General features: G+C 73.3%; 7 protein-coding genes. 3 read left to right on the forward strand and 4 right to left on the reverse strand.

What is annotated here, in order from left to right:
* Positions 1-230: 230 nt before the first annotated feature.
* Positions 231-767 carry a MarR family winged helix-turn-helix transcriptional regulator gene (locus tag ACYVOO_RS00710; protein ID WP_453351143.1) on the reverse strand — a complete coding sequence of 179 codons (537 nt, stop codon included), beginning with the start codon at positions 765-767 and terminating at the stop codon, positions 231-233.
* 156 nt (positions 768-923) lie between these two features.
* Between ACYVOO_RS00710 and ACYVOO_RS00715 the strand changes: the two genes are divergently transcribed.
* Positions 924-2,255, forward strand: coding sequence for an MFS transporter (locus tag ACYVOO_RS00715; protein WP_461013716.1), 1,332 nt, complete (start codon positions 924-926; stop codon positions 2,253-2,255).
* A 42-nt stretch (positions 2,256-2,297) separates the two neighbouring features.
* On the opposite strand, the gene ACYVOO_RS00720 is transcribed toward ACYVOO_RS00715, so the two are convergent.
* Together ACYVOO_RS00720 and ACYVOO_RS00725 are read right to left on the reverse strand one after the other, a co-directional pair.
* On the reverse strand, positions 2,298-4,403 hold the full coding sequence (locus tag ACYVOO_RS00720) for an ATP-binding SpoIIE family protein phosphatase (protein WP_461013712.1): 2,106 nt from the start codon (positions 4,401-4,403) through the stop codon (positions 2,298-2,300).
* A 297-nt stretch (positions 4,404-4,700) separates the two neighbouring features.
* On the reverse strand, positions 4,701-6,119 hold the full coding sequence (locus ACYVOO_RS00725) for an NAD(P)/FAD-dependent oxidoreductase (RefSeq protein WP_461013717.1): 1,419 nt from the start codon (positions 6,117-6,119) through the stop codon (positions 4,701-4,703).
* A gap of 405 nt (positions 6,120-6,524) precedes the next feature.
* On the opposite strand from ACYVOO_RS00725, the gene ACYVOO_RS00730 reads away from it, so the two are divergent.
* Together ACYVOO_RS00730 and ACYVOO_RS00735 are read left to right on the forward strand one after the other, a co-directional pair.
* Positions 6,525-7,451 (forward strand): TetR/AcrR family transcriptional regulator, encoded by a 927-nt coding sequence (locus tag ACYVOO_RS00730; RefSeq protein WP_461013713.1) that lies wholly within the window; start codon positions 6,525-6,527, stop codon positions 7,449-7,451.
* Between the two features lie 531 nt (positions 7,452-7,982).
* Positions 7,983-10,121: a sigma-70 family RNA polymerase sigma factor gene (locus tag ACYVOO_RS00735; protein WP_461013714.1), complete on the forward strand. Its 2,139-nt coding sequence runs from the start codon at positions 7,983-7,985 to the stop codon at positions 10,119-10,121.
* Here the strand turns inward: ACYVOO_RS00735 and ACYVOO_RS00740 are convergent.
* On the reverse strand, positions 10,108-13,587 hold the full coding sequence (locus ACYVOO_RS00740) for a BTAD domain-containing putative transcriptional regulator (protein WP_461013715.1): 3,480 nt from the start codon (positions 13,585-13,587) through the stop codon (positions 10,108-10,110). The two genes, ACYVOO_RS00735 and ACYVOO_RS00740, sit on opposite strands and share 14 nt — an antisense overlap.
* Positions 13,588-14,022 lie beyond the last annotated feature (435 nt).

Genomic DNA, 14,022 nt, shown 5'->3' on the forward strand with positions numbered 1-14,022 from the left:
GTCCACTACTTTAGAGGATTTCCCCGGCCCGTTCAAAATCGGGCTTTCCTCGAACCAATTCCGGCACGCCGAAAGAGGCCCCGCGAAGAAGGGGAATCGAACTTCAGTAGTGGTTGCCGTCGGACGGCAGAAGGTGTTGCCGGAGAACCGTTACAGCTCTGTGGCAACCCGGAGAACACTACGGATCGGTTCCGTGTGTGTCAACCGAAGCCCTGGGGCCTGTCGGCGGCTCAGTCCAGGTCCGTCAGGCGGCCGCTCGCGTCCGGCTGGGCGTCCTCGACGCGGCGCAGCAGGCGGGTCAGCAGTTCGCCGAGCTGGCCGCGCTCCTGGCCCGAGAGGTCCTGGAGGAGGTCCTCCTCGAAGACCGACGCCTTGCGCATCACCTGGAGCCACTTCTCCCGGCCCTCGTCCGTCAGGCCGATGATCACGCGGACCCTGTTCTCCTCGTCCCGCTCCCTCGTCACCAGACCCTGGCCGAGCATGCGGTCGATGCGGTGGGTCATGGCGGCCGGGGTGAGACCCAGGCGCTTGGCGATGGTGCCGGGCCAGAGCTGGTAGGGCTCGCCCGCCATGACCAGTTCCTTCAGCACCTCCCACTCGGGGCTGCTGAGTCCGAGGATCGCCAACTGTCGCCCGTAGGCGACGCTCATGCGGCGGTCGAGGCGGCTGAGCGCGTTGACCACCTTCTCCACCTGGGGGTCGAGGTCGCGGTACTCGCGCTGGTAGATCGCGATCTGTTCGTCGAGCGTCGGTTGTCGGTCCGGCATGGGGCGGAGTATCCCACGGGAACGAGTTCGCGTTGAAGGCTTGCTCTATGTACTCTTTAGCTTCGAACTTTAGCTTTGAAGTCTTCCTGTCACTCAGGCCCCATCCGGGCCCCGGACAGGACCCAGAACCTAGGGAAGGTGAGTGTGACCACCGCGATGGGCGCAGCCCTGCGCCGGATCCAGCTCGGGAACGCCCTCGTGGCGTTCGGCAACGGCTTCACCGTGCCGTTTCTGTTCGTCTACGTAGCGCGCGTACGGGAGCTGGGGGACGGCACAGCGGGTGCTGTGCTGGCCGTGTTCGCCGCCGCCGCGCTGGTCGTGCTGCCCTTCACGGGGCGGGTGATCGACCGTCGCGGTCCGATGCCCGTCGCGTACGCGGGGTCCGCTTTCGCCTCGCTGGGTGCGCTGGGCTTCGGGCTCTCCACCGCCGCGCCGTCCGTCGTCGCGTCGTCCGCGCTGATGGGTGCGGGCATCGCGGTGTTGCAGCCCGCGCTGGCGACGATGATCGTCTCGTGTTCGACGGCCGCCACGCGGTCGCGGGCCTTCGCCACGCAGTTCTTCCTGAACAATCTGGGGCTCGGCGTCGGCGGGCTGATCGGCGGACTGCTGGTGGACGAGCGGCAGCCGTCGAGCTTCACGCTGCTCTTCGTCGTCGAGGCCGCGATGTTCATCGTGCTCCCCATGGTGCTCGCGACCGTGCGGCTGCCGCAGGGCGGCGGGGTGGATATGCGGGAGCTGGCGGACGACGGTGCCGTGGCGCAGCCGCGTGACGGGTGGCGTGTGCTGTTGCGGGACAAGCCGATGGTGCTGCTGTGCGTGCTGGGGTTCGTGCTGTTCTTCACCTGCTACGGGCAGTTCGAGTCGGGGCTCTCCGCGTACGCGGTGGAAGTCACCCGCATCTCGACGTCCACGCTGGGCATCGCCCTGGCCGCGAACACCGCCGTGATCGTGCTGGCGCAGTTCGTCGTGCTGCGGCTGGTGGAGCGGCACCGGCGCAGCCGGGTCGTGGCGCTGGTCGGCGTGATCTGGACCGTCGCGTGGCTGGCCGCGGGGGCTTCCGGGCTCGTGCACGGGGCGCAGGCGGTGGCGACGGCGCTGCTGATCTCCACGTACGCGCTGTTCGGGCTCGGCGAGACGATGCTGTCGCCGACGCTCGCGCCGCTGGTGGCCGATCTGGCTCCGGCGCGGCTCGTGGGGCAGTACAACTCGGCGTTCGCGCTGGTCAAGCAGATGGCGCTGGCCGTCGGTCCGGCCGTCGGCGGGCTGCTGGCAGCGGGCGGTGCCTACGGCACGTACATCGTGATGCTGGTGGTCTGCTCGCTCGGGATCAGCGTGCTCGCGCTGTGGCTCGGCGGGCGGCTGACGCCGGTGCAGGACAGGCCGTACCGCTCGGTCGTCGTGGCGGCCCGCTCAGCGCGGGAGCTGTCCGAGGGCGGTGGCGGGGTGCGCGAGGCGGCCGAGGGCTCCCGGGCCGCGTCCGTCGGCTGATCGGCTGAACCGCTGAAGCCGCTGAGCGGCGGCCCGGGGCGCTCAGGCGCCGCCCTGCGGCAGCGCGAACTCGCACCAGACCGCCTTGCCGCCACCCGGCGTGCGCCGCGAGCCCCAGGCGGAGGCGATGGTCGCGACGATGGAGATGCCGCGGCCCGCCTCGTCGACGGGCTCGGCGCGGCGGCGGCGCGGCAGGTGTTCGTCGCCGTCGGTGACCTCGACGATCAGGCGCCGGTCCGTGCGGCGCAGCCGCAGGCGCATGGGCGGGGTGCCGTGCTGGAGCGAGTTGGCGACGAGTTCGCTGGAGGCGAGGACGCCCAGATCGTGCAGCTCGGGCGGGAAGCGCCAGGAGGTGAGCACGCCGGACGCGAAGGCGCGGGCGCGGGGCGCCGCCTCGGTGCCGCCGAGGAGGTCGAGCGCCGCGTTGTGGAACAGCTCGGCGTCCTGCCCGTCGCGCTCCGGGTGCTGGATGACGAGGACGGCGACGTCGTCGTCGTGCTCGGCGGTGATGCCCAGGGCGCGCAGCAGCCGGTCGCAGATGATCTCGGGTGAGCCGCTCGCGCCCGCGAAGGCGTGCTCCAGGGCCGCGACTCCCTCGTCGATGTCCGCGTCGCGCCGCTCGACGAGGCCGTCGGTGTAGAGGACGGCGGCGGAGCCTGGCGTGAGGGGCAGCGAGCCGGAGGTGTGCAGCCAGCCGCCGGTGCCCAGCGGCGGGCCCGTCGCCTCGGCGGCGCGGTGGACGGTGCCGTCCGGATCGCGGACCAGGACGGGCAGATGGCCGGCGGAGGCGTAGTGGAGGCGGCCCTCGTTGGGGTCGTGGACGGCGTAGACGCAGGTGGCGATCTGGCTGGAGTCGATCTCGGCGGCCAGGCCGTCCAGGAGCTGGAGCACCTCGTGCGGGGGGAGGTCGAGCCGCGCGTAGGCGCGTACGGCGGTGCGCAGCTGGCCCATCACGGCCGCCGCGCGCACCCCTCGGCCCATCACGTCGCCGATGACCAGGGCCGTACGGCCGCCGCCGAGGGTGATCACGTCGTACCAGTCGCCGCCGACGGCCGCTTCGGTGCCGCCCGGCTGGTAGGTGGCGGCGACGCGCAGATCGTCCGGCTGCTCCAGTTCCTGCGGGAGCAGGCTGCGCTGGAGGGTGACGGCCGCCTCGCGCTGGCGGCGCTCGCTGGCGCGCAGCCGCTCGGCCGACTCGACCTGGTCGGTGACGTCCGACGCGAAGATCAGCACGCCGTCGCCCTCGGTGGCGCTGATCGGGGTGCAGGTGAAGGTGTAGTAGCCCCCGCGGGACGCGCGGCGTTCGCCCGGTCCGCCCGGTCCGCTGGGTTCACCCGATCCGGGGACCCGCCTGGACTTGACCGTGCGGGACCGGCCGCTGCGCAGCACCTGGTCCATGAGGGGCAGCAGGCCCAGCTCGACGAGTTCGGGGAGGGCGTCGCGGGCCGCGGCGCCGTGGGCGCGGGGGCCGAAGACCTGGGCGTACGCGTCGTTGACGTAGGCGATGCGGTGCTCGGGGCCGTGGACGACGGCGACGAGGGCAGGGACCTGGCCCAGCAGATCGTGGACGGAGAGCGCGTCGATGCTGCGGGTGACGCGCGCCTCGGCCTCGGCGGCTGCCTGGACCGCGGCCTCGGCTTCCGCTTCGGCCCTGCTCCTGGCGCGGGTCTTGAGGCGGGTCCTGGTCTGGGTGCCGTGCGGGGTGGATTCGTGGGTGTTCGCCGGGCTGTTGATCTGGGTTTCTTCCTGTTTCTGGGTGCGTGAGCTGCGGTCCGCTCCGGCGTGCGCCCCTTCGTGGCGTGAGTCGGCGCCGGGGGCGCCGGGTTCCGGAACGGGGTCGGAATCGGGATCGGAATCGGCGCAGGATTCGGCACCTGGCTCGGCGTCGGCGCCTTCACGGGTGGTCAGGCCCGCGTCATCGGCGTGCGCCGTCCGCTCGGCGCGGGCGGCCGGAACCGAGCCGCCGCCCTCGGCGGAGGCCGAGGCGGGACCTGGGTCGGGCCCGGTGCCTGTACCTGTGCCTGCGCCCGTACCGCCCGGACCCGAGCCGCTGTCGGACGGCTGCTGCTGCGCCTTCGTCGCTGCCTGGGCGGCAGCGGTGCGCCGCTGTGTGCCGGGCAGTCGGGCGCTCCAGCGCGTGAAGTTCACGGTCGTCCGATTCCTCGCGTCGTTCGCGGTGGTCACTCTTTGCAGATACGGGCCCACCCATGGTCACACGTCCAGTGTGGCCCACAGCGGTGACATCCCTCAGACGCCGCTGCCCCACGGGCAGTTCCGTCCTGCGGGACATTCACCCGGACGTTGGTTTGTGCGTCAGGTGTACGTCAGGTCTACGTCAGCCGAGCCGCGTTCGCACACGGGCGGCTGACGGGGGTCTCCAGGAGGCGCGGACGGAGCTGCGGGAAGGGGTGCTGGAAGGGCGCTTCGGCGCGTGTCGCACGGCCGTCAGCTCGCTTCCGGGTGGCGTCCCGTGCCCGCGGCCAGCTCGAACTCGGCGCGCGGGTGTTCGAGGGAACCGAGGGAGACGATCTCCCGCTTGAAGAGCCCCGCGAGGGTCCATTCGGCGAGCACCCGGGCCTTTCGGTTGAAGGTGGGGACGCGGCTGAGGTGGTAAGCGCGGTGCATGAACCACGCCGGGTAGCCCTTGAGTTTGCGCCCGTAGACATGCGCGACCCCCTTGTGGAGGCCGAGGGAGGCGACCGAGCCCGCGTAGGAGTGCCGGTAGTCGGACAGCTCGGCGCCCTGGAGGCAAGCGGCGAGGTTGTCGGCCAGGGTGCGCGCCTGGCGGACCGCGTGCTGCGCGTTGGGGGCGCACAGGGCGCCGGGCGCGCCCTTCTCCTCGGCGATGAGGTCGGGCACGGCCGCCGCGTCCCCAGCCGACCAGGCGTGGTCGGTGCCGTCGACGCGCAGGCGCGCGGTGCACCTGAGACGCCCGCGCTCGGTGAGGGGGAGGCCGGCGGCGGCGAGGATCGGGTGCGGCTTGACGCCCGCTGTCCACACGACGGTGCGGGTGGGGTGGCGGGAGCCGTCGCTGAGCACGGCGACGCGGTCCTCGCAGGAGTCGAGCCGGGTCTCCAGCCGTACGTCTATGTTGCGGGCGCGCAGCTCGCGCAGCGCGTAGGCGCCCATCTCCTCGCCCACTTCGGGCAGGATCTTGTCGCTGGCCTCCACCAGCAGGAACTTCATGTCCTCGGGACGGAGGTTGTGGTAGTAGCGGCAGGCGTAGCGGGCCATGTCCTCCAGCTCGCCGAGCGCCTCGACGCCCGCGTAGCCGCCGCCCACGAAGACGAAGGTCAGGGCCGCGTCGCGGACCTCCGGGTTGCGGGTCGAGGAGGCGATGTCGAGCTGTTCGAGCACGTGGTTGCGGAGGCCGATGGCCTCCTCGACCGTCTTGAAGCCGATGCCGTGCTCGGCCAGCCCGGGAACGGGGAGGGTGCGCGAGACGGAGCCGGGCGCGAGGACCAGCTCGGTGTACGGGATCTCGACGCCGCCGGTGCCCTCCTCCTCGGTGGCCAGGGTCTCGACGCGGGCGACGCGCCGCTCGTGGTCGAGGCTCTTGACCTCGCCGATGACGACCTTGCACAGGGGCAGGACGCGGCGGAGGGGGACGACCACGTGGCGCGGAGAGATGGAACCGGCGGCGGCCTCGGGCAGGAACGGCTGGTACGTCATGTACGGCTCGGGATCGACGACGACGATCTCCACGCCGTCCGGGAGGGCGTCCGCGTCCGCATCGGAGCCGGAGCCGGAGCGGGCTTCGGAGCCGACCCCCGGGTGGACTCCGGGGTGAGCCCCCTTCGGTACGGCCTCGGCCTGCTTGAGCTGCTGCTTCAGCTTCTTCTGGAGGCGCAGTGCCGTATACATGCCGACGTAGCCGCCGCCGACCACGAGAATGCGCGCGGGTTCCTTCGTCGCCTTCGTCACCCGTCCATGACGCACCCGAGCCCCCGTGTTTGTCCACAGGTCCCGTGAAATGTGTGACCGGTGGAGGTGAGCGGTCCGCTTCGCTCCGGCTCGCGCGTGCGTCGACGTTCCTGCAGGTCAGTGGGGGCGCGAAGGGAGCGCGCGAGACGGCGGGGACGGGTGGATCTCGGCCGTACTCCGATCGGGGACCGGTCCGTGAGGAACTGCCCTCTTCTCTCTTGACCTGGGCTCAACTATGTTCGTATCCGGGTCGGGGTGCGGTGCGTGATGACCGGAGCACCGGTACCAACGACCGGACAGGGCGGGGGTCTCCGGGGGGAGACATTCATTACCGGGGGAACACGTATGCACATTCAGGGTATTCACACCTCTCATTTCGGTACGGCCGCTGTGTCGTCGGCATCTGACGGCGGCGTAGGGGGCGGCCCCGCGGGCAGTGTGAGCGGCGTCGGCGGCCCGGCCGCCGGTGGCGCGGGCGGGCGTTCGACGCCCCTGCGGGTGGACGCACAGCGCAATCTGGAGCACGTACTGCGCGCGGCACGCGAGGTCTTCGGCGAGCTGGGTTACGGCGCGCCGATGGAAGACGTGGCACGGCGCGCGCGGGTCGGGGTCGGCACGGTCTACCGCCGCTTCCCGAGCAAGGACGTTCTGGTCCGGCGGATAGCCGAGGAGGAGACGGCGCGGCTCACCGAGCAGGCGCGGTCTGCGCTGGGGCAGGAGAACGAGCCCTGGGCGGCACTGTCCAGGTTCCTGCGCACCTCCGTCGCCTCGGGCGCCGGACGGCTGCTGCCGCCGCGCATACTCCGGGCCGAGGGCCGGGCGGCGGACTCCACGACGCGTGTGCCGCAGCAGCGGCAGGCGCAGCACGAAGGGAACGGGAACGGGCACCCGCTCGGGATCGGCCAGCCTCCGTCCGAGGACGGCTTCGGCACGCCGGGTCAGCAGACCGGGCAGCCCGTGCAGGCGGGTCACCCGGGACAGCCGGGTCAGCCGGGCCTGCGGCTCGTCGAGCAGCGTGAGCCGCTGGAGACCGAGAAGCTGGACGGCTTCGAGGAGGAGACCGGCGCCGCCGAACTCCTCAGCGTCGTCGGCCAGTTGGTCGAGCGGGCACGCGAGTCGGGCGAACTGCGCACCGATGTGACGGTCGGCGATGTGCTGCTCGTCATAGCGACGGCCGCGCCGTCGCTGCCCGACGCGGCACAGCAGGCCGCCGCCTCGAAGCGGCTGCTCGACATCCTGCTGGAGGGTCTGCGGTCCAGGCCCAGCGCGTAACCCGCGCAGAGCGCGGGAAGCGGGCGCGGGATGTGACCTGACGGTTCTCCGACGGCCGTCGGCACGTTGTCCGCCGCGCCCCACACGTCGTAGGGACGTGCGGGGCGGGACGGCGGCAGCGGCAATAGCAGCGGCAAGGGTGCACGGGTCGCGCCGCTTCGGCGGCGCGGTCCCGTGCGGCTCGGAGCTGGTGCGGCTCGGTTTCGTAGCGGCACGGATCCCGTGCGCGGGTGCGGGGCTGTGCTTGTGGCCGTGTCCCGTCCATGGGCCGTGTCCGCGTCCGCGTCCGCGTCCGCGTCCGCGCAGGAGAGTTCGTGCGCGGGGACTTGTCCGCAATGCCCCGTACAGGCGGTTTCGCGGGGCGGGGGCGGGGGCGGTCCGCTCGTACGGGTTACGGGCGAGGCGTTCCGGAGCGCTGTGCGAACCGGCCCCGGACGGGTGGAAGGCCAGGACTCCCCGGTTCCCGCGCGCCCTCCGTGTGGCACGCTTGCCCGGTGTTTGGGTGCTACAGCGTGTACGGGGGCTTGCGCCATGGGTGCTAAGGGACGCGAGGAACCGGGCAATTCGGGCGAGCAGGCCGGGACCGACGGGTCCGTGTCACCGCATGTCCCGGAGCAGGGCGGCCCGTTGGGCCCCGGGTCCACGCCCGAGGGCGGGCACGCGGCAGACGCGCGCCACGGTTCGGGATCCGGTACCGGGTCCGGTGCGGTTTCGGGCACGGGCACGGGCACGGGCACGGGCGATGTGGACAGCAGCGTCGGCAACGTACCCAAGCAGCGCAAGCGGCGAGGGGGCCAGGGGAAGCACCGTGCGGCCGGACCGGCCGCCTCCGCCGCCTCCGGCGCGGCCACGGAGCCGACGGAGCGCGGCGCCGAGCGCCCCGTCGATGCCAGGCCCGTCGGCGGCGGCCCCTCCGACGCCGAGCTGATCGCGCGGATGCGCGAGAGCGACACCGGGGCCTATGACGAGCTGTACCGTCGGCACGCCGAGGCCGTGCGCCGTTACGCCCGTACGTGCTGCCGGGACGCGGACACCGCCGACGACCTGACGAACGAGGTCTTCGCGCGCACCCTCCAGGCCGTACGCGGCGGCAAGGGCCCCGAGACATCCGTACGCGCCTATCTGCTCACGTCCGTCCGGCATGTCGCGGCGGCGTGGACGCGGACGCGGAAGCGCGAGCAGCTCGTCGAGGACTTCGCGGTGTTCGCGCAGTCCGCTTCGGCCGCCGCGGCCGCCTCCGACGCCGACACGCTCGACCTCGGCGCCGATGTGCGGGCCATGCAGGAGGCCGAGCAGACGCTGGTGGTGCGGGCGTTCAAGAGCCTGTCGGAGAAGGACCAGATGGTCCTGTGGCACACGACCGTCGAGGACGCCAAGCCGCAGGACGTCGCGCCGCTGCTCGGCCTCTCGGACAACGCGACGGCCGTGGCAGCGCACCGGGCGCGCGAGAACCTGAAGAAGGCGTACCTCCAGGCGCACGTGAGCCGGACGCTCACCTCGCCCTCGGAGAGCGGCGACTGCGCCCGTTACGCGGACCGGCTCGGCGCCTACGCGCGCGGCGGGCTGCGCATGCGGGCCGAACTCGGTCTGCGCAAGCACCTGGAGCACTGCGAGCGCTGCCGTGCGGCGGCGGCCGAGGTCACGCACCTCAACGAGCACATCCGCGTGCTCGTTCCGGTGGCGCTCATCGGCTGGTTCGCGACGGCGGGCGGCGCCAAGGCGTTCGGCGCGCTGCTCTCCGGCACGGGAGCGGCGGCCGCCGCCGGTGCCGGTGGTGCGGCTGCCGCGGCGGGCGGCGCGGGTGCGGGCGGTTCCGGTGGCGGCGCGGGCGGCTCGGGGGGCGCCGCCTCCGAGGGCCTGGGCACCCCCGCGAAGATCGGCATCGGCGCGGGTCTTGCCGCGGTGGCGGGCGTCGCGCTCGCCCTGGGGCTGAGCGGGAACGAGCAGCCTCCCCCCAAGCCCGAGGCCAAGGCTTCGGCCCCCGCCGCCGCGCCCTCCGAGCCGCCCGAGGAACCGGACGACCCGAAGCCCGCACCCGACAAGCCCGGCCCTGAGCCGGACAAGCCGGACCCGAAGCCCACGCCGGACGAGCCCGAGCCGCAGGAGCCGAAGCCCGCGCCCGACAAGCCCGAGCCCGAACCGGACAAGCCGGACCCGAAGCCCACGCCGACCCCGACCCCGACTCCCGAGCCGCCGAAGCCCTCGCCCAAGCCGCCGTCTCCCGCGCCACCCGCCGACTACCAGCTCAACTCACTCAAGTGGGACATCCTCAACCCCGGCGAGAACGACGAGCCCACGGTGCGCACGGGTGTGAGCAGCTGGATGTGGCAGCGCTGGGGGATGCGGATCGGCGGTACGTCGTACGGCCACGGGGTGACCGTCCACGCGCCGTCGTCCGTGACGATCGACCTCAACCGACCCTGCACGGCGTACGACGCGGTGGCCGGGGTCGACGACATGATGGCGGGCCTCGGCGCGGTGCGGTTCTCCGTGTACGGGGACGGGGCGCGGCTGTGGCGCTCTGGCGTCGTGCGGGGCGGGGAGAAGGCCGTGCCCGTGCATGTGCCGCTCAGCGGCGTGAAGACGATGCGGCTCGTGGTCTCGCCGCACTCCGGCTTCGACGCGGTGACGCTCGCGGACTGGGCGCAGTCGCGCATCAGCTGCCGCTGACCCCGTCCCCGTCCCCGTCCCCGTCGAGCAGGGTGTCCAGGAGCGTGACGGCTCGGCGGACGGTGCGTTCCGCCTGGTCGGCGTACGCGGCGTAGGTGGCGTACGCGGTGTCCTCCCCGTCCTTCGCGGGCTCCGCGTCCTCCGCGTCCTCCCCGGGCTGCGGCAGCTCGGCGCGGGGCCCGGTACGGGTCCCGGCGCGGGCGCGGATGTCACCGTCCAGGCGCAGGGAGGGGAGGCCCGGGTCCAGTTCGCCGCGTACGTCGCGGGACGCGTCCGCCAGCAGGACCGCCGTCTCCGGGGCCCCGGCCTGGAGGGCGACGGCAGCCGCCGACAGCAGCGCGTTCGCGAGCTGCGATTCGGGCGTGCCCGTCGAGAGCCCGAGGGCGAGGGCGTCGCGCGCCTGCCGTACGGCCTCGTCCATCCGCTCGCCCTCGGCCGCGGTGATCCTGGCCTCCAGCGCGCCCATCGCCGTGTCGAACATGGTCGGCAGGGTGCCGATCGCGGCGCGTCTGCCCGCCTCCCGGTGGTGGCGGCGGGCGAGGTCCGTCCGCCCGTCGTCGAGGGCGATGAGGGAGCGGAGGAAGCTGGCGTAGATGCACGCGTCGGTCAGGCCGAGGCGTTCGGCCTCCTCCACGGCGCGCACGCTCAGCTTCCCGGCCTCCTCGCTGTCGCCCTGGCGGTACCAGACCTCGGCGATGCGGACGAGGAGGAACGGCATCTCCGTCAGCGCGCCGAGTTCCTGCGCGTAGCGCATCGCGGTGGCGTACTCGGCGCGCGCCTCCTCGTAGCGGCCGTGCTGCACGGCGACCTCGGCCCGCAGGCCGCGGACCTGGCCGAGCAGCCAGCGGTCCCCCGTCGACTGGGCGAGGGCCTCGATCTCGGGGATGTCCGCGTGCATGCCGAGCAGGCCGCGCGGCAGGTCCACGTGCGCGTGGGCGCGGAAGAGCAGCGCGACGGCCAGCTCCCACGGGCCGCCGAAGCGCCGGCAACTGGCGACCGAGACGTCCATGTACTCCACGGCGTCCCTGCCGCCGTGCAGCAGCGGCGCCGCGAACGGCCAGAGCAGCCCGGGGAACGCGGCGGAGCGCGGGTGGGGGCGGGTGAAGGTGTCCAGGAGGTCGCGGGCGACGTCGAGGAGGTCGGGCAGGGTCGGGGGTTCCTGGCTCTGGTACTCGGCGAGCAGGAAGTATCTGAGGAGCTGGAACTCGCGGTACAGGTACGTTTCGTCCTCGTCCTCACCATCCCCGCCCCCGCCCCCGTCGCCGTCGCCGTCGCGGACGTCGCGCAGCAGTTCCAGCGCGGCGGCGACCCATCCCGCGCCCTCTTCGCGGTAGTTGCGCACCCACCAGAACCAGCCCATGTCGCGGACGAGCCCGAACGCCGCCTCCCGCTCCTCCGGCACGTCCGGGGCGTGGAGCGTGCGGTGGAGGGCGGCGCGGATGTTGTCGAGGTCGGCTTCGAGGCGGGGCAGCCAGGTGAGCTGTTCGGCGGAGCGGATACGGGCGTCGGCCGCGGCGACGAAGCGCCTGATCCGGCCCGTGTGCCGGCGTTCGGTGGCGGCGAGGTCGACGGGGTGCTCGGCGGCGCGCTCCTTCGCGTACTCGTGGATCGTCTCCAGCATGCGATAGCGCACGCCCGTGTCGGCCGGGGCCGGTGGCGGGTCGGCGATGAGGATGGACTTGTCCACGAGGGAGGCGAGGATGCCGAGGACGGCGTCCTCGGGAACGCTCTCCTCCGCGAGAGCGCCGTCGGTTTCGGAGGCGGGTGCGGGGTCGGCGCAGACGTACTCGGCCGCCGAGAGCGTGCAGCCGCCCGAGAAGACGGAGAGACGGCGCAGGACCGTGCGCTCGCGCGCGTCGAGCAGGTCCCAGGACCAGTCGACGACGGCGCGCAGGGTCTGCTGACGCGGCAGTACGGTGCGGCTTCCGCTGGTCAGCAGGCGGAAGCGGTCGTCGAGCCGGTCCGCGATCTGACGGGGTGTGAGCGAGCGCAGCCGCGCAGCGGCGAGTTCGATGGCGAGCGGCAGCCCGTCGAGACGGCGGCAGATCTCCTCGACGGTGGCCTCGACGTCCCCGCCGGGGGCGCTGCGCGAGTCCGTCGACGTACGGAGGCCGGGGCGCGCGTCCGCGGCGCGGTCCGCGAAGAGGCGGCGCGCGGAGACGGGAGGCAGGGGCTCGACGGGGCGCACGACCTCCCCCTGCACGCCCAGCGGTTCCCGGCTCGTCGCGAGCACGGTGAGCCCCGGACAGCGCGCGAGGAGAATCTCGGCGAGGTGGGCCGCGGCGTCGATGACGTGCTCGCAGTTGTCGAGGACGAGCAGGAGCCGACGGTGTGCGCAGTGGTCGAGGAGACGGAGCGTCGCCTCGTCGGCGAGGTCGTCCCCGGTGACGCGCGGGGCTTCCATGCCGCCGAAGAGGGACGTCTCGCGCCGCCCGAGGGCGCTGAGGACGGCGCCCGGCACGGCGGCCGGGTGGTCCAGGGGCGCGAGGCCCACGAGCCAGGCGCCGTCCGGGTACGGGGTGTCCGACGCGCCGACGGCCGACGCCGCCGCCTGCTCCGACAGCCGCGTCTTTCCGGAGCCGCCGGGGCCTGTGAGGGTGACGAGGCGGGAGCGGCGGAGGTCGTTCCGCAGCGTGTCGAGATCGGCCTCGCGTCCGACGAAGCTGGTCAGGCGGGCGCGGAGGTTGCCCGGAGGGCCCTGGGGGGCGGGCCCGCGCGGGGTCGCGGTCACGGGCGAGGCGTCGAGCAGTTCGGCGTGCAGGGCGCGGAGCTCCGCGCCCGGGTCGGCGCCGAGGCGCGCGGCGATCTCCTTCCGCACCGCCTCGTACGCCTCCAGCGCCTCGGCCGTACGGCCCGTGTCGCGCAGGGCACGGAGAAGAAGCACCTGCTGGGGCTCGTCGAGGGGGTTCTCGGCGGCCAGCTCGCGCAGTTCCGGCAGCGCCTGGGCCGCCTGGCCGAGGGCGAGTTCGGCGGCGAGACGGTGCTGTCTGGCGCTGCGCCGCAGCGCTTCGGCGCTGGCTGCGGGGACGTCGCGGTCCGGCAGGTCGGCGAACGCGGGGCCACGCCACAGACCGAGGGCTTCGCGGAGAAGGCCGACGGCGGCGGCCGGGTCGCCCTCTTCGAGGGCACGTTCGCCCTCGCGGGCCAGGCGCTGGAAGCGGAACAGGTCGATGTCGTCGGGGGCGGCGTTGAGGCGGTAGCCGCCGGGCCCTGAGTGGACGGCGTCCTTGCCCAGGGCGCGACGCAGGCGTCCGATCAGCGCCTGGAGCGCGGCGGGGGCCTCGGCGGGGAGGGTGTCGGTGTCCGCCCACACCTCGTTGATGAGGGTTTCCACCGGGACGGGGGCGTGACGGTGCGCATGCATCGCCAGCGCGGTGAGGAGGGCGCGCAGGCGGGGGCCTCCCACCGGTACGGGTTCCCCCTGCGCACCCCGCGCCTCCGCAACCCCCAACACCAAATACCGCACCCACCCATTGTCCCCGAGCCCCCGTGAATCCCCCCGCGATTTTCGATGCGACCTTTCCAGGGGCCCTGCCCGGGAGGGGACGCCACATCAGCGCGGGCCGCCTCGATGCCCACCCCTGCCGGGGGCGCAACCCCGGTGCCCCTTGGGGTTTCGTTGCGCGGGTGCGGGCCGGTGGCACGGGTTGTGCCCACCCTCCCCCAGCTACCGCTGGGAGGTGCCCCCTCGCCGAGCGGGACGCCTGCCCACAACAAGGCTGGGCCCCTCTGGCGAGGCGCCCGGGGACGGGCGCATGGGTGCCGATGGGGTGCCGGTCCACAGCGTGGGGACAACGGGAGGGGGCACCGGCGGATAGCTGGCCACCGGGTGGGAGGGGACGTGGTGGGGTGTCCCCGCAAGTGGTGGCGACGAGTATGTACAGGCAGCCGAAAACCCGAC

This window comes from Streptomyces daliensis, from assembly GCF_054782395.1.